This window comes from Mesorhizobium sp. P2_D1 (genome assembly GCF_056404455.1).
Genome location: NZ_JBFUDZ010000048.1, coordinates 18,946 through 44,328, shown reverse-complemented (window position 1 = coordinate 44,328; position 25,383 = coordinate 18,946). Strand labels below are relative to the sequence as shown.

Annotated in this window: 27 protein-coding genes; 12 read left to right on the top strand and 15 right to left on the bottom strand. The window is 63.5% G+C overall.

The annotated features are described in order from the left end of the window. Positions 1–801: Gfo/Idh/MocA family protein (locus tag AC1D0I_RS26095; protein ID WP_477398718.1), on the bottom strand; the 801-nt coding region annotated here is incomplete at its 3' end. Positions 802–899: 98 nt separating this feature from the next. Between AC1D0I_RS26095 and mocR the strand changes: the two genes are divergently transcribed. After that, on the top strand, positions 900–2,351 hold the full coding sequence (gene mocR, locus AC1D0I_RS26090; RefSeq protein ID WP_477398716.1) for a rhizopine catabolism transcriptional regulator MocR: 1,452 nt from the start codon (positions 900–902) through the stop codon (positions 2,349–2,351). Between the two features lie 10 nt (positions 2,352–2,361). On the opposite strand, the gene AC1D0I_RS26085 is transcribed toward mocR, so the two are convergent. Both AC1D0I_RS26085 and AC1D0I_RS26080 read right to left on the bottom strand, forming a co-directional pair. Further along, complete coding sequence (locus AC1D0I_RS26085; protein ID WP_477398714.1) at positions 2,362–3,564, bottom strand: MFS transporter; 1,203 nt, start codon at positions 3,562–3,564, stop codon at positions 2,362–2,364. 242 nt (positions 3,565–3,806) lie between these two features. Continuing rightward, positions 3,807–4,265 carry an Lrp/AsnC family transcriptional regulator gene (locus AC1D0I_RS26080; RefSeq protein ID WP_477398712.1) on the bottom strand — a complete coding sequence of 153 codons (459 nt, stop codon included), beginning with the start codon at positions 4,263–4,265 and terminating at the stop codon, positions 3,807–3,809. Positions 4,266–4,436: 171 nt separating this feature from the next. On the opposite strand from AC1D0I_RS26080, the gene AC1D0I_RS26075 reads away from it, so the two are divergent. Beyond that, complete coding sequence (locus AC1D0I_RS26075; RefSeq protein WP_477398710.1) at positions 4,437–5,171, top strand: AzlC family ABC transporter permease; 735 nt, start codon at positions 4,437–4,439, stop codon at positions 5,169–5,171. Further along, positions 5,168–5,467 (top strand): AzlD family protein, encoded by a 300-nt coding sequence (locus AC1D0I_RS26070; RefSeq protein WP_095090988.1) that lies wholly within the window; start codon positions 5,168–5,170, stop codon positions 5,465–5,467. Before AC1D0I_RS26075 ends, AC1D0I_RS26070 begins: the two co-directional genes overlap by 4 nt. A gap of 62 nt (positions 5,468–5,529) precedes the next feature. On the opposite strand, the gene AC1D0I_RS26065 is transcribed toward AC1D0I_RS26070, so the two are convergent. Genes AC1D0I_RS26065 through AC1D0I_RS26045 form a run of 5 tightly spaced genes read right to left on the bottom strand, consistent with a single transcriptional unit; the run spans position 5,530 to position 10,631 of the window. Beyond that, on the bottom strand, positions 5,530–6,588 hold the full coding sequence (locus AC1D0I_RS26065) for an ABC transporter ATP-binding protein (protein WP_477398708.1): 1,059 nt from the start codon (positions 6,586–6,588) through the stop codon (positions 5,530–5,532). Positions 6,589–6,634: 46 nt separating this feature from the next. Further along, a complete protein-coding gene (gene kce, locus AC1D0I_RS26060; protein ID WP_477398706.1) occupies positions 6,635–7,567 on the bottom strand; it encodes a 3,5-dioxohexanoate:acetyl-CoA acetone transferase in 933 nt (310 codons plus the stop codon). Between the two features lie 31 nt (positions 7,568–7,598). After that, on the bottom strand, positions 7,599–8,447 hold the full coding sequence (locus AC1D0I_RS26055; RefSeq protein ID WP_095090991.1) for a carbohydrate ABC transporter permease: 849 nt from the start codon (positions 8,445–8,447) through the stop codon (positions 7,599–7,601). After that, the gene (locus AC1D0I_RS26050; protein WP_477398704.1) at positions 8,444–9,379 is read right to left on the bottom strand and encodes a carbohydrate ABC transporter permease; all 936 of its coding nucleotides are present in this window, start codon (positions 9,377–9,379) and stop codon (positions 8,444–8,446) included. Before AC1D0I_RS26050 ends, AC1D0I_RS26055 begins: the two co-directional genes overlap by 4 nt. Position 9,380: 1 nt before the next feature. Then, positions 9,381–10,631: an extracellular solute-binding protein gene (locus AC1D0I_RS26045; RefSeq protein ID WP_477398702.1), complete on the bottom strand. Its 1,251-nt coding sequence runs from the start codon at positions 10,629–10,631 to the stop codon at positions 9,381–9,383. A 149-nt stretch (positions 10,632–10,780) separates the two neighbouring features. Between AC1D0I_RS26045 and AC1D0I_RS26040 the strand changes: the two genes are divergently transcribed. The 3 genes from AC1D0I_RS26040 to AC1D0I_RS26030 all read left to right on the top strand — a co-directional run bounded on the left by AC1D0I_RS26040 (position 10,781) and on the right by AC1D0I_RS26030 (position 14,086). Then, on the top strand, positions 10,781–11,707 hold the full coding sequence (locus AC1D0I_RS26040) for a BadF/BadG/BcrA/BcrD ATPase family protein (protein ID WP_477398700.1): 927 nt from the start codon (positions 10,781–10,783) through the stop codon (positions 11,705–11,707). After that, entirely contained in the window at positions 11,708–12,730 is a 1,023-nt protein-coding gene (locus tag AC1D0I_RS26035; RefSeq protein ID WP_477398698.1) for an SIS domain-containing protein, read from the top strand. A gap of 129 nt (positions 12,731–12,859) precedes the next feature. Then, positions 12,860–14,086 (top strand): ROK family transcriptional regulator, encoded by a 1,227-nt coding sequence (locus AC1D0I_RS26030; protein ID WP_477398696.1) that lies wholly within the window; start codon positions 12,860–12,862, stop codon positions 14,084–14,086. Positions 14,087–14,142: 56 nt separating this feature from the next. Here AC1D0I_RS26030 and AC1D0I_RS26025 read toward each other — a convergent pair whose 3' ends face one another. Then, positions 14,143–14,778, bottom strand: coding sequence for an FMN-dependent NADH-azoreductase (locus tag AC1D0I_RS26025; protein WP_477228109.1), 636 nt, complete (start codon positions 14,776–14,778; stop codon positions 14,143–14,145). A gap of 113 nt (positions 14,779–14,891) precedes the next feature. Here AC1D0I_RS26025 and AC1D0I_RS26020 point away from each other — a divergent pair, with 113 nt between their 5' ends. Then, positions 14,892–15,851, top strand: a complete 960-nt coding sequence (locus tag AC1D0I_RS26020; RefSeq protein ID WP_477282583.1) for a LysR family transcriptional regulator — start codon at positions 14,892–14,894, stop codon at positions 15,849–15,851. Here the strand turns inward: AC1D0I_RS26020 and AC1D0I_RS26015 are convergent. After that, on the bottom strand, positions 15,781–16,410 hold the full coding sequence (locus AC1D0I_RS26015) for a TetR/AcrR family transcriptional regulator (RefSeq protein ID WP_477398694.1): 630 nt from the start codon (positions 16,408–16,410) through the stop codon (positions 15,781–15,783). The two genes, AC1D0I_RS26020 and AC1D0I_RS26015, sit on opposite strands and share 71 nt — an antisense overlap. 66 nt (positions 16,411–16,476) lie before the next feature. Between AC1D0I_RS26015 and AC1D0I_RS26010 the strand changes: the two genes are divergently transcribed. Further along, on the top strand, positions 16,477–16,893 hold the full coding sequence (locus AC1D0I_RS26010; protein ID WP_477282587.1) for a VOC family protein: 417 nt from the start codon (positions 16,477–16,479) through the stop codon (positions 16,891–16,893). A 107-nt stretch (positions 16,894–17,000) separates the two neighbouring features. Further along, the gene (locus AC1D0I_RS26005; protein WP_477398692.1) at positions 17,001–17,945 is read left to right on the top strand and encodes an arginase family protein; all 945 of its coding nucleotides are present in this window, start codon (positions 17,001–17,003) and stop codon (positions 17,943–17,945) included. Here the strand turns inward: AC1D0I_RS26005 and AC1D0I_RS26000 are convergent. Then, a complete protein-coding gene (locus AC1D0I_RS26000) occupies positions 17,908–18,855 on the bottom strand; it encodes a S1C family serine protease (protein WP_477398690.1) in 948 nt (315 codons plus the stop codon). The two genes, AC1D0I_RS26005 and AC1D0I_RS26000, sit on opposite strands and share 38 nt — an antisense overlap. 214 nt (positions 18,856–19,069) lie before the next feature. Between AC1D0I_RS26000 and AC1D0I_RS25995 the strand changes: the two genes are divergently transcribed. From AC1D0I_RS25995 to AC1D0I_RS25985, 3 genes are all read left to right on the top strand, one after another. Continuing rightward, entirely contained in the window at positions 19,070–19,942 is an 873-nt protein-coding gene (locus AC1D0I_RS25995) for a S1C family serine protease (RefSeq protein WP_477398688.1), read from the top strand. A gap of 8 nt (positions 19,943–19,950) precedes the next feature. Then, positions 19,951–20,595 carry a response regulator transcription factor gene (locus AC1D0I_RS25990; protein ID WP_477398686.1) on the top strand — a complete coding sequence of 215 codons (645 nt, stop codon included), beginning with the start codon at positions 19,951–19,953 and terminating at the stop codon, positions 20,593–20,595. A 110-nt stretch (positions 20,596–20,705) separates the two neighbouring features. Then, positions 20,706–21,572: an SDR family oxidoreductase gene (locus tag AC1D0I_RS25985; RefSeq protein WP_477398684.1), complete on the top strand. Its 867-nt coding sequence runs from the start codon at positions 20,706–20,708 to the stop codon at positions 21,570–21,572. Here the strand turns inward: AC1D0I_RS25985 and AC1D0I_RS25980 are convergent. From AC1D0I_RS25980 to AC1D0I_RS25965, 4 genes are all read right to left on the bottom strand, one after another. Next, positions 21,569–21,862 (bottom strand): type II toxin-antitoxin system RelE/ParE family toxin, encoded by a 294-nt coding sequence (locus AC1D0I_RS25980; RefSeq protein WP_477398682.1) that lies wholly within the window; start codon positions 21,860–21,862, stop codon positions 21,569–21,571. The genes AC1D0I_RS25985 and AC1D0I_RS25980 overlap by 4 nt on opposite strands. Then, a complete protein-coding gene (locus AC1D0I_RS25975; protein WP_477398680.1) occupies positions 21,859–22,095 on the bottom strand; it encodes a type II toxin-antitoxin system ParD family antitoxin in 237 nt (78 codons plus the stop codon). Before AC1D0I_RS25975 ends, AC1D0I_RS25980 begins: the two co-directional genes overlap by 4 nt. A gap of 67 nt (positions 22,096–22,162) precedes the next feature. Continuing rightward, positions 22,163–22,678 carry a TIGR00645 family protein gene (locus AC1D0I_RS25970; protein ID WP_457152446.1) on the bottom strand — a complete coding sequence of 172 codons (516 nt, stop codon included), beginning with the start codon at positions 22,676–22,678 and terminating at the stop codon, positions 22,163–22,165. Between the two features lie 319 nt (positions 22,679–22,997). Continuing rightward, positions 22,998–25,217: an OmpA family protein gene (locus AC1D0I_RS25965; RefSeq protein ID WP_477398678.1), complete on the bottom strand. Its 2,220-nt coding sequence runs from the start codon at positions 25,215–25,217 to the stop codon at positions 22,998–23,000. Between the last annotated feature and the right edge of the window lie 166 nt (positions 25,218–25,383).

Sequence of the window (25,383 nt, the reverse complement as noted above, 5' to 3'; positions counted from 1 at the left end):
CCCAGGTACGGCCAGATGCACCATGTTCCACAGCGCCTGGCCACCGAGCAGCCGCACGGCACCCTGGCCGCCTTCACCCCTGGCGAAAAGCGAGGCGCCGACAATGTCGCCATCTGTGACGCCGAGCGCATCGAGCAGCCCGTGGACGGCGTTCACGTCGTGCACGATCGCTGAACAATAGGCGCCGACAAAACCACGAAAGGCGTCGGGGTCATCCAGTCCAGGCACCGCTCGATCCACCTGCTCGCGCTGCCTGGCTTCGGTCGAGGCAACCRGATCCACCGCGACGTCGTCACCCCGGCATGTGGAATGGTGCCGCACGAACGGCCACGCGTCGGGATCGTTGACCTCGACCGAAATGTAGCGAAGCGTCCGCGCCGTGCCCGGCAGCATCTTCAGCGCCGCCTCGTAGCTCGGATCGAAACGCTTCATGTAGCCAACCTGAAGCACCTTGCCGGCGCGATCCCTGGCGGCGATCAGGTCGTCGATGTCCCCGGCGCTGTAGCAAAGCGGCTTTTCGCAGAAGACGTGCAGCCCCCGGGCGAAGGCGGCGAGAGCCTGTTCCCAGTGCAAGGCATCGGGGGAGGCTATGACCACAGCGTCAAGCGGCATCGCTAGAAGTCCGTCGAGATCGGCGAATGTAGCGAGGCCGAATTCCTCACCGACAAAGGCGCGGGTTTTGCGCGAAGGATCATAGACGCCGAGGATCCTGAACTGCCGGTGCAATTTGAGCAGATTCGGGATGTGCTCGACCTGGGCGACGCCACCCGCACCGATCACTCCCACCCTTATGCACTGCATTGGTCAGCCCCACCTGAACCTGAACGCATTTTTCTTGAGCCTAGGACTGCTTTGGTTCCATTGTTAGAACCAGTTTGTATTGATTTTTCGGAACCACGATGAAGACGAGTTTTCCAATCGACGGCATTGCGCTGGATCGCGGCAGTTCCGCCAACCTGCACAGGCAGCTCTACGTCCAGTTGCGCGGTCTAATCGAACGGCGCGTGCTGCCGAGCGGCCATGCGCTGCCCTCGACGCGGGTCATGGCGCGGGATCTGCAGGTGGGCCGTAACACGGTGATTGCCGCTTGCGACCAGCTGGCGCTGGAGGGTTATCTGGCGATAAGGCCGCGCCGGCCCTCGGTGGTCATGGATCTGCCGACCCGTTCGACCGCGGCGGAGCATGTATCGGTCGAGGGTGAGAATCCGATATCATTGCGCGGGCAGGCCATGCTCGCCCAACCCTATCATCACGGCCGACCCGGCATGCTCGCATTTCATCCCGGCATGCCGGACCCGGATAATTTTCCGTTCAACACCTGGTCGAAACTGCTCAGCCGCCGCGCAAAATTTGCGCATATCGACCTTTTCGGGACCTATCACGTCAAAGGCTATCCACCTCTTTGCGAGGCTATCGCTCGCTATCTCACCGCGTCACGGGGCGTTCAGTGCACCGCCGAGCAGATCGTCGTGACCAATGGCGCGCAGTCGGCGTTCGATCTTCTGGCCCGGCTGCTGATCGATGAAGGCGACACGGTGTGGATGGAGGAGCCGGGATACTACGGGGCGGGTTCGGCTTTCGTCTCGGCTGGGGCGAAACTGGCGCCGCTGCGCGTGGGCAATGCAGGCTGGAACCTCGATCCACCGCCTGTCATTCCGCGCATGATTTTCGTGACGCCCTCCTGCCATCATCCGCTCGGCATAACCATGCCGATGGAACAGCGGCTCAATCTCCTGCACATGGCCGAGACCTGGCGGTCATGGATCATCGAGGACGACTACGACGGCGAATACCGTTTTCAGGGGCAGCCTATACCGGCGCTGCAGGGCATTGGCGCGTCAAACCGCGTGGTCTATGTCGGTACCTTCGCGAAAATCCTGTTTCCGGCCATGCGCCTCGGCTTTCTGGTGGCGCCCAAGGCGATAGACCACACAATCGTCTCGGCGCTGAGCGTGACCGGCCAGTTCGCCCCATTGCTTGCCCAGGCAGCACTGGCGGACTTCATGAACGAGGGGCACTTTACCCGTCATCTCAGGCGCATGCGACGCCTCTATGCGGACAGGCGGCAGTTCTTCCTGGAGAGCGCTCAAAGGCATCTCGGAGAATGGCTGGTTTTCCATTCAACCGAATCCGGCATCCAGGTTGTCGGCATTTTCCGCGATAGATGTAACGACGCGGCGATTGCCGAGGCGTTGCTCCAACAGGGGATCAACGTCTCGGCTCTATCGATCCAGTACCGTCACGGCTCGGAACAAAACGGGCTTGTCATGGGTTTTGCGGCTGCAGATGCGCAGACAACCGAAAAGACGATGCAAAAATTTCGAGCCGTGCTGCAAGCCCATTTCGGCTAGACTCCCAAGATCACGCCGTCTGCAACTCACGGCGCGGCAGCGGCGGGAAGGCGATCGCGATGCCGACCGCGCCAAGGCCGATGATGGCCGAGCCGATGAACAGCCAGGAATAGTTGGCGTAGGCATCGAACACCATGCCGCCGGCCAGCGGACCGAGCGCCATGCCGAGGCTGGACAGCATGGTTGCGGCCCCGAACACGGTGCCCAGGATGCGCTGGCCGAAATACTCGCGCGCCAGCACCGCATAGAGCGGCATCACGCCGCCATAGGTGGCGCCGAAGATGACGGCCAGCATGTAGAACTGCTCGAGCTGGCTGATGCTGAGATAGGCGGCAATGACGATTGCCTGGATGGCCAGGCCCGCGATCAGCACCGGCTTGACGCCGAGCCGATCGGCAAGCACGCCGTAGAGAAGCCGCCCGCCAAGCCCAGCGAGGCCCTCGACGCTGTAGATCGAGACCGCCGCCATGGGCGCCACGCCGCACAGCATGGCATAGCTGACCATATGGAAGATCGGCCCGGAATGGGCAGCACAGCAGGCAAAGAAGGTCAGCCCGAGCACGATGAATTGCGGTGAGCGCAGCGCCTGGCCGGCCGTCAGGCCGGCGCCTTCGGCAACCCGTGCGGAATCGAAATCGGCCACGGCTCGCTTCGGCGGCTGGCGGACCAGCAGCACGGCCGGCAACAGCAGCACCCATGCGGTGATGCCGATGTCGAACATGGCGGTGCGCCATTCATAGGCCGAGATCAGCCAGCGAGCGAAGGGCGAGATCGTCATCGGTGCCACGCCCATGCCGGCCGAGACCAGCGACACCGCAAGGCTGCGGTTGGTGTCGAACCAGCCTGATGTCAGAGCGATCATCGGCGCGAAGAAGGCGCTGGCCGCGAGGCCGACCAGCACGCCATAGGTGATCTGGAAGGTAAGCAGCGAGCCGGCGCGGCTGGCCAGCACCAGCGCCAGCCCGAGCAGCACCGCGCCGATCGTCACGACGATGCGGGCGCCAAAACGGTCGGACAGGGCGCCCCAGGCGAAGCCGCCAAGACCCATCACCAGGAAGTTGAGCGTCATGGCGCTCGAGATGCCGGCGCGCGACCAGCCGGTGTCGATCGCCATCGGCTCGAGGAAAATCGCCAGCGAAAACATCGTGCCGATGGCGACACAGGACATCAGCGCGCCAGCCGCGACGATGACCCAACGATAGGAAAGGTTCATATTCTTTCTCCCATGCCAGAGGGCAGCGCTACGCGCTGCCTGCAGCCGAAGGACGCTGTCTCTGAGCCCGATCCTACAATTCCGGTTGCATTTTTTATCCAGTCTGAGATCGCGCCGTTTTCCCGTCGCCACGGGCCACTTCTACGGGCAGCTTTCACTATCCCAAAACCGCTTCATACTTTTGGGCGACGTGGTTTTTTGGACGTATGTCGTTGTCCCAAAACTGCTTCGAGCGACATGCGTCAGAACGGCAGTTCGGACGTGTATTTGATCGTTTGGCTGGGGACGTCGGTCTTGACGTTCTGCACACCCTTGATGCGGCTCAGATGCTCCGACTGGAAGCGGCGGTAGTCGTCGATGCCGGCCGCCACCACGCGCACCAGAGCATCGCAATCGCCGAGCATCAGATAGCATTCCATCACCTGCGGCAGCTTGGCCACTTCGGTGGCGAAATGCTCGATCGTGTCCTCGTCCTGCTGCTTCAGCCAGATGCGGGTGAAGAAGGTCAGGCCCTTGCCGATGCTGGCTGGGTTGAGCACGGCGACGTAGCGGTCGATGACGCCGGCCTCCTCCAGCAGCTTCACGCGCCGCAGGCAAGGCGATGGCGACAGCCCGACCTCGTTGGCCAGATCATTGTTGGCCATGCGGCCGTCGCGTTGCAGTGCCCGCAGGATGCGTTTGTCGATCTCATCGAGCTTCATGGCTACAGATTCCATTTCTTTGGTGATTTGCGGCACTCAATGCCAAAGATAGATGAAATACAACAATCTTCGCAACCAAATTGCTGGACGGTATCGGTATATTTGCCGCCGACATCACTGATTTCAAACGCTATTGGAAGCGGCGGCCGCGAGGCCGACCGATGGCAAAACATGAGCATTTCACAGGCAGTCGAGGCGGCAGGCGATGGTTCGACGTCCGAGTTCCGCCGTGGCGTGGCGTCATGCGCGCCGGTGTTGTTCGGCACCATCCCCTATGCGCTGGTGCTCGGCGCCCAGGCCACCCAGAAAGGCTTGAGCGTCGTCGAACTGTCGGCAATGACAGGGCTGAATTTTGCCGGCGGCTCGGAATTCGCGGCGATCCAGCTGTGGACGTCGCCGCCACACATCCTGCTCATCGTCGCCATCACCTTCCTGGTCAACAGCCGGCACCTGCTGATGGGGGCTGCATTGGCGCCGTTCCTGCGTCACCTGCCGCGGCGCAAGATGTTTCCGGCGCTGTTCTTCCTATGCGACGAGAGCTGGGCGCTCGGGCTTGCCGACGCCAGGCAGCGCGCCGCGGCTGGTATCACGCCAGCCTTCAGCCCGCGCTACTATATGGGTGCGGCGCTAGCGATGTATCTCACCTGGGTGGCCTTCACCACGCTGGGTGCCTTGCTCGGCCCGATGTTGGGCAATGTCGAGACCTATGGTTTCGACATGGCGTTCCCGGCCGTCTTCCTGGTGTTGATGCGCGGCATGTGGAAGGGCGTAGCCGCCGCGCGGCCCTGGCTGGTCAGCCTGGTCGTCGCGGCGCTGACCTATCTCATGGTTCCCGGCGCCTGGTATGTCGCGGCGGGTGCGTCGTCGGGGCTGGTCTCGGCCTGGTTCTTCTGGAGGGAAGCATGATCGACGCGACGACCCTTTTCACGATCGTGCTGATGGCCGGCGTCACCTATCTGACCCGGATCGGCGGCTATCTCGTGCTGCGCAACCGCACGCTCAGCGTCCGTGCCACGGCGGTGATGGAGGCGGCGCCCGGCTGCGTGCTGATCTCGGTGATCGCACCGGCCTTCGTGTCGAGGAACCCGGCTGACCTTCTGGCGCTGGCCATCACTTTTGTCGCCGCAACACGGTTCTCCATGCTGCCGACCGTGCTGATCGGGGTCGCCTCGGCGGGCATTCTGAGGCATCTGATCGGCTAGGACAAAAAGGGCAGGCGCCGGCGCCTGCCTTTTCTCATCGGTGGCTATCTTGCCGCCGCGATCTATTGGATCGCGGACGTGATGCGCCGACCCTCGGCGTTGAACAGATGGAGCTGTGTTAGGTCCGGGGCCAGGAAAACCTGCTGACCCGGCATCACGCGGATCCGCTCGCGCAGCAGCGCGCTCAGCGTGTTGTTGCCGGCTTTGGCAATGACAAGGGTTTCCGAGCCGGTCGGCTCGACCACTTCGACCACTGCCGGCACCCCGCTGTCGGAAAGCCTGAGATGTTCGGGCCGGACGCCCCAGGCGATGGCGCTTTCAGTCTGTTCCCGCACAGGCAGCGGGAACACGATGCCGTCTCCGGTGGTGAAGCCGTCGGCGGTGCTGCGCCCTTGCAGGATGTTCATCGCCGGCGAGCCGATGAACTGGGCCACGAACAGGTTGGCCGGCCGGTCGTAGAGGTCGAGCGGGGCGCCGACCTGTTCGACGATACCGCCATTCATGACGACGATCTTGTCGGCCATGGTCATGGCTTCGACCTGGTCGTGAGTGACATAGACGATGGTGGTTCCCAGGCGCTGGTGCAGCGCCTTGATTTCGGCGCGCATCTGCACACGCAGCTTGGCGTCGAGGTTGGAGAGCGGCTCGTCGAACAGGAAGACCTTCGGCTCGCGCACGATGGCGCGGCCCATGGCGACACGCTGGCGCTGGCCACCGGAAAGCTGGCGCGGATAACGCTCAAGCAGATCCTGCAGTCCCAGGATTGTCGCGGCGCGCGCAATCTTGTCGTCGATTTCGAGCTTGTTTTCCTTCTTCAGCGTCAACGCGAAAGCCATGTTTTCGCGCACGGTCATATGCGGGTAGAGCGCATAGTTCTGGAACACCATGGCGATGTCGCGCGATTTCGGCGCGATGTCGTTGATGACCTTGCCTTCGAGCGCGATCTCGCCGGTGCTGATGTCTTCCAGCCCGGCGATCATCCTCAGCAAGGTCGACTTGCCGCAACCAGAAGGGCCGACGAGGGTGACGAATTCGCCCGAAGCAATGTCCACCGACACGCCGTGGATGACCTTCGCCTTGCCATAGGCCTTCTCGACATCGGTGATGGAAAGCGCGCTCATCGTGTCATCCTTGGGAAAGATCTGGCCTCGGGAAAAGAAAATCGTCTCAGAAAGAAACCTTGTCGCCGCCCTTGAGTTGCAGGATCTGCCGCGCCTCGTCGGGGGTGGCCACAGAGGCGCCGAGCCCCTCGATGATCTGGCGCACCTTGCGCACCTGCTCGGCGCTGGATTTCGCCAGCTGGCCCTTGCCGATCCATAGTGAATCCTCCAGCCCGACCCGCACATTGCCGCCCAGCGCAATCGCCTGGGTGGCGATGGGCAACTGACTGCGCCCGGCGCCCAGCACCGACCAGTGGTAGTCATTGCCGAACAGGCGGTCGGCGGTGCGTTTCATATGTGCGACATCCTCCGGATGAGTGCCGATGCCGCCGAGGATGCCGAACACGCTCTGGACGAAGAACGGCGCCTTGACCAGGCCGCGCTCGACGAAATGGGCAAGCGTGTAGAGATGGCCGATGTCGTAGCACTCGATTTCAAAACGCGTGCCGTTTTCCGCGCAGGTGCGCAGGATGTACTCGATGTCGCCAAAGGTGTTGCGGAAGATGCGATCGCGCGACCCTTCGAGATATGGCCGCTCCCATTCGTGCTCGAAGGTCTTGAAGCGCTCCAGCATGGGATAGAGGCCGAAATTCATCGAGCCCATGTTGAGCGAGGCGACTTCCGGCGCAAAGGTCGCCGCCGGCTTGACCCGTTCCTCGACGCTCATCGTCGCGGCACCGCCGGTGGTGATGTTGATCACGCAGTCCGAGCGCTGCTTGATCACTTGCAAGAAGGGCGCAAAGGCCTCGGTCGACTGGTCGGGACGGCCATCGGCTGGATTGCGCGCGTGCAGATGGACGATGGCTGCACCTGCCTCGGCGGCTTCGATCGCGGCCTGTGCGATCTGCTCGGCGCTTACCGGCAGGTGCGGCGACATCGATGGCGTGTGGATCGAGCCGGTAACGGCGCAGGTGATGATGATCTTGTTCTGGTTGGCCACGTGAAAGGATCCTCGTCTATTTGACCGCGCCCTATTTAACCGCGCCTTGGGTGATGCCCGAGATGAACTGCTTCGACAGCACGATGTAGAGCAAGGTGATGGGCAGGGCCGCCAGCGTCAGTCCGGTGAACAGCACGCCCCAGTCGGTGGTGAACTCGCCGACGAAGACGGTGAGGCCCTGCGGCAGCGTCTTGAGATCGTCCGACGTAATCAGCACCAGCGGGAAGAAGAAATCGTTCCAGATTGGAACCGCGTTCTGGATCGCGACGATGACCAGAGCCGGGCGCGCCAGCGGCAGCATGATCGAGCGCATGATGCGAAATTCGCTGGCGCCGTCCATGCGCGCCGATTCTTCAAGTTCGCGCGGCAAGGTTCTGAGGAAGCCGGTCATGATGAACACCGCAGAAGGAATGCCCATGGCGACATAGACCAGCACCAGGCCGGCATAGCTGTCGACCAGTCCCAGCGTATCCAGCTGGATGAACAGCGGGATGATTGCCAGTTTCAACGGCACGGTCATGCCGCTCAGGAAAAACATCAGCACCAGCGCGCTCAGCCTGAACTGGTAGCGGGCGATCGCGTAGGCGGCCATGGTGCTGAACAAGAGGATCAGAGCTACCGCTGCCGTGGTGATGCCGACCGAATTGGCGAGGTAGCGGACGAAGTTGGTCTCGGTCCACACACGTTCGGCATTGGTCAGCGAAAAGCTCGACGGCATGGCGAAGGGCGAACTGAATATCTCCGCATTGGTCTTGAAGGACGAGATCACCATGACGAACAGCGGATAGATCATGATGACGGCATTGAGCGCCAGCATCAGCTGGATGGCGCCGTTCTTCAACAATTCGCCGCGGTCCCGGCTGCCGGCTGCTGCGCTCACAGTTCGATCTCGCGACGGCGCAGGTAGCGAAGCGCGATTGCGGTGACGCCGGCAACGATGATGAACATCATCACGGCCAGTGCGCTGCCCTGGCCGAAATCCTGGATGCCCGTCGTCGTACTGCCGAAGGCGGTGCGGTAGAAATAGAGGCCGAGTACATCGGTGGCGCCGCCGGGTGAGCCGGTAAGGCCAGCCATGACATAGGGGATTTCGAACCAGTTGAAGCTGCCGATGAAGGTCAGGATGGTGACGATGGTGACGCTCGGCGCAATCAACGGCCAGATGATCCGGGTCATCAGCACATAGTCGCCGGCGCCGTCGAGACGAGCGGCCTCGATCACTTCCTTGCCGACGCGCTGCATGCCGGCCAGCAGGACCAATGTCGGGAAGCCGAGCCAGTGCCAGATGTTGGTGAACAGGATGCTGCCCAACGCGGTCGATTCATTGCCAAGCCACGGGATGGCGCCGATGCCGACAAGCGCCAGCGTCTGGTTCACCAGCCCGAACAGCGGATGCAGGAACAGTTTCCACAGGAAGCCGACGATGACCGCCGACAGCACGACAGGAAGAAAGACGATAACCTGATGGATGCGATGGCCGGGCAACGCCTTCAACAATGCGTAGGCGAGCAGGAACGCGGTGCCATTCTCGAATACCATCAGCGCCACGAAGGCGATGATGTTGTGCTTCAGCGCATTGTAGGTCCAGTCGCTGTACGGCGTCTCGAACAACACCTTGCGGAAGTTCTCGAAGCCGACGAAGCCGGTGGGCTGCAAGCCGTTGAACTCATAGAAGGCAAGGCGGAAGGCCGACAGCAGGGGCCAGAGCACGAACAGCACCATGACCACCAGGGCCGGCGTCAGCAGTGATGCGATCCAGAGTGACCGGCGCCACGGGAAGGCTTTTGCAGTGTGGCGCCGGCCGTTGTTCATTTCACTTGCCCTGGAAAGGCTTGTACCACTTGGCGAGCCCGTTGGTCAGGTCGGCGGCCAACTGGTCCGGGGTGATCGAACCCGACATCATCTTGGTGATGTCGCCCTGCAGCAGCTCCGATCCCGTCGGCTTCTCGAAACGGAAGTAGACGACATTGATATGCGGCATGGCCGTTTCGTTCAACTTGGCGACGTGGGCAAGCAGTTCATCCTTGATGACGACGCCTTTGATGGGCGAGATGTTGCCGAGCAAGGCCGAGAACTTGTCGCCGAACTCCTTGGTGCCCATCCAGTTGACCAGCTTGAGCGCGGCCTCCTTGTTGGCCGACTTGGCGTTGACGGCATAACCGCCGTCGAAGAATTTCGTCACTTGTGGCGTGTCGCCGGCCTTGGCCATTGGCGGCGCAACGAAGTCCATGTTGATCGCCGGGTTCTGGGTCCTGTAGGTGGCGATATCAAAGCTGCCGCCGGCCAGCATCGCCGCCTTGCCGCTGATGAACAGCTGGCCCGCGGTTTCATAGTCTATGCCTTCAAAACCGGGAGGCATGTAGTCGCGCAGCTCGAGCAGCTTGCCGAGTGCGGCCACATAGCGCGGGTCCTTGAAGGTAGTCTTGCCCGAAGTCAGGTCGGTGACAAAGTCCTGGCCGAGGAAGGGGTTGGTGAAGATGGCCACGAACATCTCGTTGAACCAGCTTGTGCCCATGCCGTTGGCCAAGGGATAGATGCCCTTTTCCTTGAACGCCTTGCTGACGGTGATGAACTCATCCCATGTAGTCGGAGGGGTCAGCCCGGCCTTGGCGAAGACATCCTTGTTGATGAACAGACCAAGCGTCTGCGAGGCGAAAGGCAGGGAATAGACCTTCTTGTCGGCGCGGTAGGTGCCGGCCACCAGTGCATCGGCGGGCTGGTTGGCGAGCGAGGGCACGGTGGTCATGTCCTGCGGCTCGAAATAGCCGGCCTTCACGAACTGCTCCAGCCAACCATAAGCGTGGGTGTGGATGACGTCACCGCCCTTGCCGGCCGCCAGCGCCGTCGACACGATCGTCGGATAGTTCTCGTCCGGGAAGGACTCGAACTTCACATGGATGTCCGGGTTGGCCTTGGTGAAATCGGCGAAAAGTTCGTTGTAGGCGGCCTTGTCTTCCTGGCGCCACGTCCAGAACGAGATGTCGGTAGCATGCGCCACGCTTGCTGCGAGTCCCCATGCGAAAGACGCGGCCGCGAGGGCCAGGCCAATCCTTCTCCTGCTCATGTTGCAATCTCCCAATGCGCTTGATGCGCTTTTTACGACGATTATCAAATCATAGTTCTTGCCGTCTGGAAAGATAGTTTGTAAAGTTTCCTAACTAATATGGAATGGACGCGGCAACCCGCTTCGTCCGGCTTGTGCGGTGGATGTCGTTGACCCAGAAAATGATTGCAGGCGTGGATATCGGCGGCACCAAGACGCGCATCATGGTGTGCCTGGGCGAACGTAAGATCGCCGACGAGGTGCTGGTGACCGAGACCTGGCGCATCCGTGAGATGGAGGCCGATGCCACGAAGCTGGCCGGCATCGTCGCCAATCTGTGTGGCGGCATGGCGCCTGCTGCCCTGGCGGTCGGCGCGCATGGCTGCGACACGGGTGAACAGTGCCTTCGCTTCCAGGCGCTGCTGGCGGCCAGGACCGGCGGCACGGTGCAGGTCGTCAACGATGCCGAACTGATGGTGCCGGCCGCTGGCCATGTCGACGGCATCGGCGTCGTCTCGGGCACCGGCTCGATTGCGGTCGCACGCACGGCTGAAGGCAAGATGCTGGCTGCCGGCGGCTGGGGCTGGATCCTCGGTGACGAAGGCAGCGCGCCTGCCCTTGTGCGTGAGGCGGCCAAGGCAATCCGCCGCGCGCTCGACCGTGGCGAGGATGCCAGCGACCCGCTGATTGGAGCGCTGATGCGGGAACTTGGTACTGACGACCAGACCAAACTTGGCATCCTGCTCAACGAAACGCGCGGCGCGGCGGTCTGGGGCCGCCATGCCAATGCCGTGTTCGACGCGGCGATCGCCGGCTCGGCGCTGGCTGTCCGTGTGATCAGGGAAGGCGGGGCAGGGCTTGCCGCGTTGGTCGAACTGCTGATCGAGCGCGGCGCCAATCCGGCCCTTGTCGTGGCTGGCGGTGGCGTCATATCTGAGCAGCCGATGTTGATGGCGGCATTCGTCGACGCCATGGCGAAAGTCTCGCCGCCGAGCCAGGTGCTGTTACTACGCGAACCGCCGGTGCTCGGCGGGGTCGCGCTGGCCAGGCGGCTACTTGCCGGCCAAGGTGTGTCCTCACAAATCGGAGCCGTTTGAATGATGAAGCGTATCGGCTACCGCCAGGCAGTGACGCGCCAGACGGAAAGTCTTGAGATCGGCAGGCGTTCGGTGGCCAGGTCGCTCGATGGTCTCGATCTCGACGTCCTTGCCGGCAAGGCGATCGGGCTTGCCGGCATTGGCGCCAGCTATCAGGCGGCCCTTGCCGGGGCGCTTTACCTGCGCGCGTGCGGCATGCGGGCCTTCGCTTACACGCCGACCGATCTCTATGGCCACACGGATGCCGCAGCGGATGCCTTCATCGCGCTTTCGGCCTCGGGGCAGAGCCGCGAAATTTCCGATGTCATGCAAGAGGCGTCGGAGGCACCGCGGCTGGCTATATGCCGTGGCAGCGACAATCCGCTGGCTGATCTGACCGGCGCCGTGCTTGCCACGGATTCGGGCGCCGACAATGGTGCGAGTTCGACTGGCTATACCGGCACCTTGCTGGCGCTTGGCATGCTGATCGACAGGCTCGCCGGCAACAGCTTCGACTGGGCGCGTTTGCCAATCGCGGTCGCCACTGTTCTTTCCGGTGCCGAGCAGGCGGCCGGCCAGGCGGCACGGCTGCTGCAGGGCAGGACATCCATCGATATCGTCGGCGCAGGTGTCAGTTTCGCCAATGCCGGCGAGGCGGCGATGCTGATCCGTGAGGCGGTTCGGGTACCGGCATCGGGATGGGACACGCTGAACTACCTGCATGGGCCGATGGAATCGCAGGATGCGGCGACCGGACTGATCGCCATCGGCGACGGCCGCGAGGTCAAGATCGCCACCGATGTCGCCGGGTTCGGCTGCCCCTCGGTGCTGGTGACGCGGCGTACGGATGTCGCTTCTGCAGACAGGCTGGTGGTGATCTCCATTCCCGCCCTTGGCAACGCCATCGCCGACGCCATCCTGGAGATCATCGCCATCCAGCTTATCGTCGGCGACATGCAGGATGCCGCTGGCCTCACAGATATCGTTTTCCGCTACCGCCAGACCGATATCAAGCTGAAGCCTTGGTCGCCGACCGAAGTCTGACGTGTCCGCCAATTATCGAGAAAATTGCCAAACCGCCCGGCAATGAGGCATTGAAGAGGTGTGAGTCGCGGCGGTGTTCGCTCTCGCGGACGGCAACAGGATTTGCAGGGCAAAGCTCGAAAGGCAGAGATGGCGGCTGCGGAAATCCCCAATCTGACCGATAGTGCCCGCGCCGTGCTGCGTGTGCTCGCCGCGCATGGGCCTGTGACGCGGCCGAAGCTCGGAGCGATGCTCGACCTGTCGAAGCCGACCATGTCGGCCGCGGTTTCGGAATTGAGCGAACTGGGGCTTGTCGCCTCGCGCGGGCTGGAGCGCGGCGCCATTGGCCGCACGGCAACCATCTATGGCATCGGTCCAGGCGCGGGCTATGCGATCGGCGTCGATGTCGGCGCAGCCCAGGTGCGCGCTGTCGCTTATTCGATGGACGGGCAGCCGTTGTCGGCGGCGGAAGAGCCGATACCGGAGGCCAAATCCAGCCACCCCGACGACGTCGGCGCCATCGTGCTGTCGGTTACTCATGCCACCATGGGCAAGGTGGGCAAGAGTTTTCGTGCGCTCCGCGCCGTTGCCGTGGCGGTGCCGCGTATTGTTTCCAACGACCGCTTCAACCGGCCGGGCGGACCGTCGGCCGTGCTTGGCCTGCTGCGGCGCGATGTCGAAGTGCCGATCATCCTGGAAAACAACGTCAACTGCGCCGCCATTGGCGAAATGCATTACGGCGCCGCGCAGGGCCACCAGACCTTCGCCTTCCTGCAAGTTGGCGTGCGGGTTGGCCTTGGCTTCATCACCGAGGGACGGTTGTTTCGCGGCGCCGGCGGCGCCGCCGGCGAAATCGGCCGCATGCCGTTTCCGTGGTCCGTCAGCGAGACGCCCTATCGTGAAGGGCTCGAACATTATCTCGGCTCGCGGGCGCTGATCGAGCGATGCCGTGTCGGCTGGCCCTTGCAGGAAGGCGCGCCGCCCGACTCGGCCAAGGATCTGTTCGCGCGCGCCCGAGCGGGTTCGGCGTCTGCGCTGGCGGCTGTCGAGCGTCATGCCGCCGATATCGGCAGACTGGCGGCCGGCTGCATCGGTATGCTCGACCCCGGCCTGATCGTGCTTGGCGGCGGCGTTGGCAGAAACCCGCTGATGACGGAAAACGTTGAGCGTGTCGCGGCAGAACTTGCGTGGCCGACACGCATCGCCGTCAGTTCGCTGGGAGACGGCGGCACCGCGCTTGGTGCGATGAAGCTGGCCGTCGACTACAGTCTCGGGCTCATGCTGCGCGAAGGCCGGCATCCGGCTGTGGTGTTGCCGCCTTTGCCCGAGATCGCGCAAGACACGCCGGATATTGTCGCTGAGGCAAAGGACGCTTGACCACAAAAAAGGCAGGCGCCAGGCGCGCCTGCCTTTCAAATTCGCCGATTGATGGCTTAAGCGGCCGCAGAGACCTGCTGGCTGGCCGCCACCACGGCATCGACCTTGGCGGTCGCCTTGGCGAGCGCGGCGGTGACCGCGTCAGGGCCCATGCCGACGCCTTCGATGCGGATGACGTCGACATCGGTCATGCCGAGGAAGCCGAGCACGCCGCGCAGATAGGGAATGGCGTGATCGAACTGGACGGCCGCGCCTTCGGAATAGATGCCGCCCGAAGCCAGCACGATATAGACCTTCTTGCCGGTGACGAGGCCCTTGGGGCCGTTCTCGCCATAGGCAAAGCTCTTGCCGGAGCGGGCGATGTGATCGACCCAGGACTTCAGCGTCGAGGAGATGTTGAAGTTGATGAAGCCTGTGGCGAGGATCACCGTGTCGGCGGCGAACAGTTCGTCGAGCACGACGTCGGAAACGCCGACCACTTCAGCCTGGCGCGGCGTGCGCGCTTCAGCCGGGGTGTAGATGCCGGTCGAATAGTCGGCGTCGATATGCGGCAACGGGTTGGCGACGAGGTCGCGCACGACAAGCGTGTTCGACGGATCGGCAGCGAGGAGCTTTTCAGCGAATTCAGTAGCAATGCGGGTCGAGTGCGAGGCAGTGCCGCGGGGGCTCGATGTAACGAGAAGGATAGACATTTTGGGGCTCTCCAGGGGGTTGGATTAATTTGTCCCGCCGGATATGGGGCCATCGACCCATTTGAAAAACTGGTATATTTTCTATACTATCCATCCATGAAGTGGATATGATCATGCAACCCAACCCGACGCTCGATCAACTTCAGGTCTTTTTGACCGTCGCCGAGACCGGCAGCTTCTCGGCCGCCGGCCGCAAGCTCAACCGCGCGCAATCCGTCATCAGCTATGGCATCGCCAATCTCGAGGCGCAGCTCGGGCTGAAGCTGTTCGAGCGCGAGGGCACGCGCGAGCCGCAACTGACCGAGATCGGCCGGGCGATGCTGGAGGATGCGCGACGCATGGCCGGCGTGCTCCAGCGGATCCGCTCGCGAGCCGACGGTTACCATCAGGGACTGGAGGCGGAAGTCGCGCTGTCGGTCGATGCGACGCTGCCATCGCCAGTACTGGTTCGTGTGCTGAAGGCATTCGAGGCGCAGTTTCCGACCGTGATGCTGCGCCTGCATATAGGCTCGCTGGGGCTGATCCCGGATCACGTCGTCAATGGACAGGCCGATCTCGGCATTGGCGGCCTGCTGGGCGAGGTCGATGTGCATCTTGTGCGTATCGGCTTCATGTCGATGGTGCTGGCTGCTGCGCCCAGCCACCCGCTGGCGCTGCTGCCGAAGCCGGTGGCGATCGAGGATGCGCGCGAACACATCCAGCTTGTCGTTACCGACCAGTCCGAACGCACCAAGGGGCGCGACTTCGGTGTTTTCGCCTACCGCACCTGGCGGCTGACGGACATGCGCACCAAGCATACGCTGATGCGCGAGGGGCTGGGCTGGGGCGGGCTGCCGCGCTGGCTGATCGCCGACGACCTGGCCAGCGGCCGGCTGGTGGAACTCGACCTCGAGGCTTTCAGGGAGGCGAACTCGCCACTGTTTGCCATGCATCGTAACGACAGCAGCCCGAAGCCGGCGGCGGCCTGGCTGATCGAGCAGTTCAAGCGCCAGCTCGGCTGCTTCAACGAGTTCGAGCCGGGCCAGGTACCTGACGAGGAGGACCTGGAGAGAGCCCATCAATCAGCGCCATGAGCACGGTGCGGTAGTCTTCGGCTGACTCACCGGCCTCTATGGCCAGGGCCGCACGGTCGAAGGCGGAAGCCAGCAGCGCGGTCAGCGCTTCAGCCGGCAATCTCGTCATCGTCTGCGCCCGCATCGCCGCGACAAGCCCCTCGCGCAGCGAGCGGTTGCCATGGCGGTTGTCGATCGCGTCCATGGCGGCGCGGCCAAGCACGGCCGGCCCGTCAAGCAGCAACAGCCGCGTGCGGCCGGGCGCGCGCATCGCGACGAGATAGGCGTCCGAACCGGCGATCAGGGCGTCGCGGGCAAACAACGAGGGCGGCGAGGCGCGCTCGATTTCGTCAGCCACAACTGCCGCTTCCTGTTCAACCACGGCGGCGAACAGCGCTTGCTTGTCGGCAAAGTGGTGGTAGAGCGCGCCGCGCGTGACGCCTGCGGCTGCCACGATCTCGGGGGTGCCGGTCTCGGCATAGGATTTTTCGGTGAACAATTTGCGCGCCGCGGCGATCAAGTCGGCGCGCGTCGCCTCGGTGCGGTCGCGGTTGGAACGGCGCGCGGATTCTCGTTGCATACATGCAGCCTGTATGTTAATTCAATCTACATGCAGACTGTATGTTGTTTGACGGGAGAAGGGAAGATGAAGACCACGAGCTACTACCCGGTGCTGATGACAGGCGATGTTGCCGCCACAAAGGCCTTCTATATCAAGCATTTCGGCTTCAAGCCGCTGTTCGAGAGCGACTGGTACGTGCATTTGCAGTCTGCCGAGGATCGCCGCGTCAATCTCGGCATCGTCCATGGCGATCATGAAACGATCCCGGAAGAAGGGCGGGGTCGCACGTCCGGCCTGCTGATCAATTTCGAGGTCAGGAACCCAGATGCTGTCTACGAACGCATCACCGCCGCCGGCCTGCCAATCTTGTGCAGCCTGCGCGACGAGCCCTTTGGCCAGCGCCATTTCATCACCAAGGACCCCAATGGCGTGTTGATCGACGTGATCAAGCCGATCCCGCCGAGCCCGGAGTTTCAGGCGCAATTTACCGAGGGTGCCTGAATGGGGTCGCTGGCAGGAACTGTCGGCAGAGATGGGCGGCGGCACCGGTTGCGTGACCTGGCGGGCATTCGCGGCCTATGGTGGGCTTGGCAAACCCAGGCTCTTCCATGCGTGAAATCTGCCTTATCCGCGCCCCGTCCAACCTTGGTCTTCGCCCGCTCCGGCCCGGCCATGTGCCAGGGACATGGCGGGCGCCGCAGGCGCTGAGCGAGGCCGGCCTGGTCAAGGTGGTTGCTCCCGCCAAGGTGGTCGATCTCGAACGGCCCGCCTACGGCACCGAACCGCAGCCTGGCACCCGACTGCGCAATGGCCCTGCGATCCGCCGGTTTAATCTGGAGCTTGCCGAGTTTGTCGCCGCCGCGATCGGGCAGGGCGAATTTCCACTGATCGTCGGCGGCGATTGTTCGATCCTGCTTGGCGCGCTGGCGGCCGCACGGCGGTCCGGTCCACTGGCCCTGGTGCATGTCGACGGTCACAGCGATTTCCGTCATCCCGGCAACTACGATGCCGATGCCACGCTCGGCTCGGCCGCCGGCATGGATCTCGCGCTCGCCACCGGGCGCGGCGAACCGCTCCTGACCGAGTGGCCTGGCATTGCCGGGCCGTTGGTGGCCGACGAACGGGTGATCCAGATCGGCGAACGGGAGAGCCGTGATGCCGACTTCGCCTGGGCGGACATCAACTCCACCGCCATGACGCTGATCGACGTCTTTGCCGCGCGCGAGCTTGGCGTGGCGAGGGTGCTGGAAAAGACCCGGGCAACGCTGGCGCGGTCTCCCTACTGGCTGCATCTCGACATTGACGTGCTCGACCAGACGGTGATGCCGGCGGTGGATTCGCCCGGCAGTCCCGGCATCGATCCCGACGATCTCGTCGCTATCCTGTCCGCATTGGTTGCCGGTCCTGCCTGCATCGGCATGGACATGACGATCTTCGATCCCGACCTCGACCCGACCGGCGAACTGGCGGCGCTACTGGTGTCGCTGCTTGGGCGGGTGCTCGAGCAGCGAGACCTCAGCTGCGCGCCACCGGCGTCACCGTCACCTGACTGACGCCGGTGCGGCGCACGACGGTGCACAACGTCTCGCGGCCGATGCGCTCGGCATCGAGCAGGCGCACCAAATCGTCGACGCCGGTGACCGGGCGGCCGTCGATGGCGGCGATGATATCGCCTTCCTTCAGGCCGGCCTTCGCCGCCGGGCCATTCTTCTCGACGCTGCGCAGCCGCACCGCCGTGCTGGTCGAGACTTGCGACAAAAGGGCTGCGCGGCGCGGCAGGTTCGTCGTGTCGGCTGAGACGCCGATGAAGGCGCGGCGCACGCGGCCGAAGCGGATGATCTCAGAGATGACGAAATTGGCGGTGTTCGAGGCGACGGCGAAAGCAATGCCTTGCGCGCCATGGATCATGGCGGTGTTGACGCCGATAACCTCGCCAGCCGAAGACACCAGCGGCCCGCCGGAATTGCCGGGGTTGAGCGCTGCGTCGGTCTGGATGACATCGTCGATCAGCCGCCCGGTGGAGGCGCGCATCGAGCGGCCGAGCGCCGAGACGACGCCTGAGGTGACGGTCCATTCGAAGCCGAGCGGATTGCCGATGGCAATGGCGATCTGGCCGCGCCGCAGCCGCTTGGAATCGCCAAGGGGGGCGACATCGGCAAAGCTGCCGTCGGCACGCACCAGCGCAATGTCGGTGTCGGGGTCGCGGCCAAGCACGCGCCCCTCGCTGGAGGCGCCGTCCGGCATCGAGACACGCACCGTCTTGGCGTCGCCGACGACATGGAAATTGGTGACGACCAGTCCGTCCGGCGCGATGACGAAGCCGGAGCCATGGCCGCCCTGACCGCCAAGACGCTCGATGCGGCAGACGGCGGGGCCGATGCGGTCGACGGCGTCGGCAACCGTCGTTGAATAGGCGTCGAGCAGCGTGTCGTCGGTTTGGAGTTTGGCGGCGGCGAGGGCCATTGGCGGGCTCCGTGTTTTCAGGCTTTTTCCTGTGCGTGTCGTTATCCCAAAACCGCTGAGCACTTTTGCGCGACACGCACTATATGTGCGAAGCGGCTGGAACCGTCGCGACCTGACCAGATGGCCAGTCAAACCGCCAACTAGCCGTCAGGCGAGTACCTCCAAGCGCGCTGCCGAGCGATATCTGGGGCATGAAGAAACCCAGGAGACCAACATGAGCGATTTCAATCTGAGCGCGTTTTCCCAGGCCATCGCCGATCTCGCCGCCAAGGCGGCGCCGGCAATTGCAAGTTTCGCCACGCATCATCATCGCACGGCAAGCGCCTTCCATTGGAGCGACGGCTATTTCGTCACCGCCGAGGAAGCCGTCGAGGCTGGCGAGGAGATTGAGCTGACGCTGGCCTCTGGCAAGACGGTGAAGGCCGAACTCATCGGCCGCGATCCATCGACCGGCGTCGCCCTGCTGAAGCCGGCCGATGCGGGCACAGCGCCTGCACTTACCAAGGGCGATGCGGTACGGCCCGGCAACATCGCCATCGCCATCGGCAACAGCCAGGGTGCGGCACTGGCCGTGTCGGGCTCTGTCGGCGAGGTCGGCCCGGCCTGGCGCTCGATGCGCGGCGGCACCATCGACCGGCGCATCAATCTTGCCATCGGCGCCGGCGGCCGTTTCGAGGGCGGTCCTGTGCTCGACGCCAAGGGCGCGCTGATCGGCATGCTGTTGTTCGGGCCGCGCCACCGGGCACTGGTGATGCCTTACGAGACGATCGAGCGGGCGGTTGCGACCTTGCGCGAAAAGGGTCACGTCGCGCGCGGCTATCTCGGCGCCGGGCTGCACCCGGTGCGCGACCGCGACGCGCATGGCGCGATGGTGATGAGCCTCGACGACGAGGGCCCGGCCAAGGCCGCCGGTCTTTCGCTCGGCGACATCATCGTGGCATGGAATGGCGAGGCCGTGCATGGCCCGCGCGACCTGATCCGCAGGCTCGGGCCTGACAGCGCCGGCGTTGCCGTGACACTCGGTGTCGTGCGCGGCGGCGAACAGCGCGATGTCGCGCTGACGATCGGCGAAAAGCCGCTTTCCTGAGAGGAGTGATGGACACGCTCACCAGCGACCGGATCATGCATGACGGTGCCGCCTCACGGCGGCTGGTGGTGCTGATTGCGCTTGGCGACGCGGCTCGCGCCGAGCGCCTGGCTGCGTCGTTTGCCGCGAGCGAAGACCTGCTGCCGGTCGCGGCCGGCGGCGGTACCGCCGATGTCGCCATCGTTGACGAAAGCAGCGGTGATGCCGTGCCGGCCTCCACGCCACGGGTGCTGCTGTCGGGCAGCGCCGAGCGGCCTGCTGGCGAGGTGTTGGCCGTGATGCCTGCGGGCACGGACGATTTGTTGATTGCAGCGGCAGCGCGGCTGGCGGCGGCCGGCTATCGCGTAACGAGCGATGGCGGACGCGGGCGCCATGAGGATTTCCATGCCAGCGATCGCGAGGCCGGCGATGGCGAGCCGTTTGACGACGAAGCCTCCGACGAGCACGCCGCCCGGCCTTCGCTGTCGCCGCGCGAGGCGGAAGTGCTGGCGCTGCTGGCCGAGGGCGCACCCAACAAGGTGATCGCGCGGCGGCTGAATATTTCCGTGCACACGGCGAAGTTCCATGTTGCCGCGATCCTGATCAAGCTGGGTGCCGCCAACCGCACAGACGCGATCGCCATCGCGATGCGCCAGGGGCTGGTGCTGGTTTAGTCACAAACCCTACGCAGCGTAACTCGGCGTCCAGCGCGTCGGACCTTGCGCTGTGGTCGCCTGCCGCGCAAAGGTTCGCGCCTGCTGTGTTGCAAGGGAGGCGCAAGGAAATGTCGCTCAAGGGAAAGACGCTGTTCATCTCTGGCGGGTCGCGCGGCATCGGGCTGGCGATCGCGCTGCGCGCCGCGCGTGACGGCGCCAATGTGACGATCGCCGCCAAGACCGCCGAGCCGCATCCGAAGCTTCCGGGCACGATCTACACCGCGGCTGAAGAGATCGAGCAGGCCGGCGGCAAGGCGCTGCCTGTGCTGTGCGACATCCGCGAGGAAGCACAGGTTGCCGCGGCGGTTTCAAGGACCGTCGAAAAGTTCGGCGGCATCGACATCTGCGTCAACAATGCCAGCGCCATCCAGCTCACCGGCACGCTGGAAACCGACATGAAGCGCTACGATCTGATGCACCAGATCAACACCCGCGGCACCTTCCTCGTCTCCAAAATGTGCATTCCACACCTGAAGTTGGCTAACAATCCTCACATTCTGAATCTGGCGCCGCCGCTGGACATGAAGGCCAAATGGTTCAAGAACCACGTTGCCTACACCATGGCCAAGTTCGGCATGTCGATGTGCACGTTGGGTATGAGCGCCGAGTTCGCCAGGGACGGCATCGCGGTCAATTCGCTGTGGCCGATCTCGACCATCGACACGGCGGCGGTGCGCAATCTGCTCGGCGGCGCAACTGTGGCGGCGATGAGCCGTTCGCCCGACATCATGGCCGATGCCGCGCATGCGATCTTCATGCGGCCGTCACGCGAGGCGACCGGCAATTTCTACATCGACGAGGAGGTGCTGCGCGCCAAGGGCGTCAGCGATTTGTCCATCTATGCGCCAGGCGCGACCGGGCCGCTGGCTGGCGACTTCTTCGTGCCGGACGAGGTGTTTGCGAATTCTGATACTAAGATCAGGAATACGTTTTAAAGATGCCTAGGGTAGTCCATTCGCTGATGCAAAACGCGTACAGCATCGATGGATCGATTGGCCATTCGTAGAAATAGCACGTGAGAGCCTGCGGCATATTTCAGCAAGCCGGGGCGAATATTCTCCGCAGTTTTAGCCATCGCTGGAAATTGGTCTATCAAATTTATGATTGAGCGAATGGCGTGGATATAGGCTTCCGCTCGTTCGGGACCCCATTCCTTCAGGGAATGGTCCCATATCTGGTCAAGATCTGCTTTCGCTTTTGGTGAGAACCTGACGGTTCTCTTCATCCGCGCTTCTTTGACTCCAGAAAGGCATCGAAGTCGAATGGCTCTGGATCGCCTGACAAATCTCCCTCATCGATGGCAGACCGGAGTTGCTCAAGCTTGAGTTCCTGTTCTTCCAAAAGACGAAGGCCGGCCCGAACGGCTTCGCTTGCCGACCCAAAACGCCCGTTCGCTATTTGCCGCTGGATAAAGGCATCGTATTGATCACCTAGGGTGATGGAGGTGTTCTTGGGCATGATAAATCTCCAATACCAATAGATGGTATCAATTTTCCCGAACGCTAACAAGCACAGGAGTGCGCCGTCACGCCTCGTCCTTCTTGCCTTTGCTCAGGCCCATCAGCCGGTCGATATAGGCGAGCATGAAGGCCGAGACGACGAAGGCGAGGTGGATGATGGTCAGCCACATCAACTGGTCGGTCGAATAGGAAGACGAGTTGAGGAACACCTGCAAGAGGTGGATGGAAGAGATGGCAACGATGGTCGAGGCAACCTTGACCTTCAGCGAACCGACATCGATCGTGCCCAGCCAATGCACGCCACCGTCTTCATCGTCGAAGCGGCTGACGAAGTTCTCGTAGCCCGAGATGATGACCATCACGACCAGCGAGGCGACCAGTGCGGCATCGATCAGCCCCAGCATCTTCAGGATCGTGTCGGTGTCGCCAAGCGTCAACGCCACGGTGACGAACTCGTAGAGCTTCTTGCCGAAGGACAGCGCATAGATTGCCAGCGCCACGCCCAGCCCGAGATAGAAAACGACCAGCAGCCAGCGCGAGGCAAGGATGATCGATTCGATGGCCAGTTCGAGACGCTTCATGGAGTGGTTCCGGGGTTCTCTTGGGATAGTGGGCCGCGAGGTGGTGGCTCGTATTTCGGTCAGGTCGTCCCTGTTTGCAAGACAAAAAACCCCGCCGGCGAGGGACCGGCGGGGCTCAATGCGTCCCGCTGGAGTCGGGACGGGGCAGGGAACGCCCTGTCAAGAATCTGGGGTAGGTGAACCCACGATTCAATGAGCCGGCGCTAATGCCGGTACAATTCTTGTTGAACCTGACATGTCGAGCCATCCCCGGCAGGACCGGGGATGGCTGCTTCTCGTGCAGAGTCCGCAAACCAGGTCATGGTTTTGAAATCATGACCTAATTGTTGCTGGCGACGGGCGCCACCAGCGAGGTGATGCGGCGAATGGCGACGCGTCGGTTCTCGCGGTTGGGCGCGGCCGTGTTGACCTTCAGATACTCCTCGCCATAGCCCTGCGTCGTCAGGTTCTCCGGCGGAATGCCGAAGGCATTGGTGAGGGCCTCCGCCACCGCTTCGGCGCGACGATCGGACAAAGCGAGGTTGGCCTCTGGCGTGCCGACGGCATCTGTGTGGCCTTCGATCAGGAAGGTCTCGGCCGGGTTCTTCTTCAGCAGCTTGTCCATCGCGCTGGCGACACCCTCGAGCTTCTGCACCTCGGTGTCGGAGATCGAGGCCGAGCCGAATTCGAAGTTCAGCGTGTCGAGGTCGACACGGCGTGCAATGTCGCGCACGCGGGCCGAACGCTTGACCTCGTCGATCGAATAGAGGCGCTGGACCTTCTCCACCGGCGGCTGTTCGAGGAAGGTGTAGTAGTCGTCAGGGCTCTCGACGTCCTCGGAATCGAGGATGTACTGCCGGCGCGGGATGGTCAGTCGCATCGGCGGCAGGTCGTCGCCGGGATCGCGCCAGTCGCCCTCATCCTGATAGTCCTGCTCGTCGACGTAGCTCAGCACGTATTCGCGCCCGTCAGGGGTGATGCGCGAACGCTGGATGACATCGCCGTAGCGGTTGCGGATGGTGACGATCTGGACGCCATTGCCGCGCTCGACTGTCTCGCGTGTGCGGCCTTGCGGCAGATCCTCGTAGTAGACGTCCTTGGCGCCACGGTTCATGCGCGGACCGTCATTGCTCTGGACGATCGTCTGGTTGTTGAGCTGGATGATGACGCGGTCGCCGATTTCCTTGAGCACGTCGACGCCCTTGGGACGGCGGCGGTCGCGGATATTCTCGTCCGGTGCACGATCGACACGCTTGCCTTTTTCCTCCGTCACCGGGACCAATTTTTCGGGCTTGATCTCCTGCTGGGCGGCCTTGTCGTCGGTGGGCGGCGGACCCTGATCGACAGGCGCGACCACGGGCTTGCGGCCCTGATCGCCACCTTGCTGGGCGTTCTGCCCACCATTCTGCTGCTCGCCATTCTGCTGGCCGTTCTGGTTGGCGGGCTTCCTGCGGCCCTGATCCTTGCCGCCCTTGCGCTCGGCATCCTTCTGGCTGTCCAGTATGGGAGCGGCGTTCGGATCGGCAGGCGCCTCGCCCTGGACAGGCGCCCCCTTGCCGCCATTGGCCGGTTGCTCGGCTATGGCAGGCTTTTCGCCATTGGCCGGTTGTTCGCCCGTGGCAGGCTGCTCGCCGGTGACAGGCTGCTCGCCAACCGGTTTCTTGCCGTGCTTCTTGGTCTTGTCCTGCGGCTGCTCGCCCTGGGCCGCTGGCTGTTCGCCGGCAGGAGCCGGTTCGACCTTGGGCTTCGCCACTTCGGCCGGAGCTTGCTTCTCGGTCGGTGCCGGGGCGGCTTCCGGCACGACGGCCGGTTTGGCCGTTTCGACAGGCTTCTTCTGCTTCTCAGGCTTCTGCGGGGGCTCGACGGCCGGCGCTATCGTGGTCGGCTCGGCCTGCTGATCCTGCTTGTGCCTCTTGCGCGGCTTAGCTTGCTCGCCCTGCTGGTTGTCGTTGGCCGGTTCGGCCTGGCCGGCAGGAGCCGCTTCGGCTGGCGCCTGCTCAGTCTGCTGCTGCTCGCGCTTTTTCTTGCGCGGCTGCTGCGCTTCGGCGGCTGGAGCGGCCTGCTCTGCGGGTGCCGCTTCGGCCGGCGCCTGCTCGGTCTGCTGCTGTTCGCGCTTCTTCTTGCGCGGCTGCTGCGCTTCGGCGGCTGGAGCGGCTTGCTCGGCCGGCGCCTGCTCAGTCTGCTGTTGCTGCTGATCGCGCTTCTTCCTCCGAGGTTGCTGCTCTTCGACAGCCGGAGCGGCCTGCTCGGCAGGGGCGGACTCCGTCTGCTGTTGCCTCTCGCGCTTCTTGCGCGGCTGCTCCTGCTCGCTCTGGGCGGCGGGCGCCGCCTGTTGCTCTGGCTCGGTCTTCTTCCGCTCCCTTTGTTTCGGCTGCTTCTGCGCACAGGCTTCGGCCGATTCGCCCTCGGCGCACGCTGCCTGCGCCAAAATGAACGCGGCTGACGTGTGCTGGGCGGGGCCGAAGGCGGCACTTCCCTGAAGCGGGAACGCGCCCAACGGCGCGGATGCCATCAGCAGGCCAAGTGCGGTGCCTGCCAGAATCCGTGGTTGGCGTTTCATCGAAAACTCTCCTTATGGGGTCCCATCCTTGCCGAAACCGATCGTGCGCCGATTGGTTCCAGTTTGGCCGCGATAGACGCCGTACGGGGCGATTGGCCGGCCTTTTGAAGGCAACTTCGTGTCATTCACCTGGCGATCGCCGCATTCCGGCCGTTGCCGCGCTTGA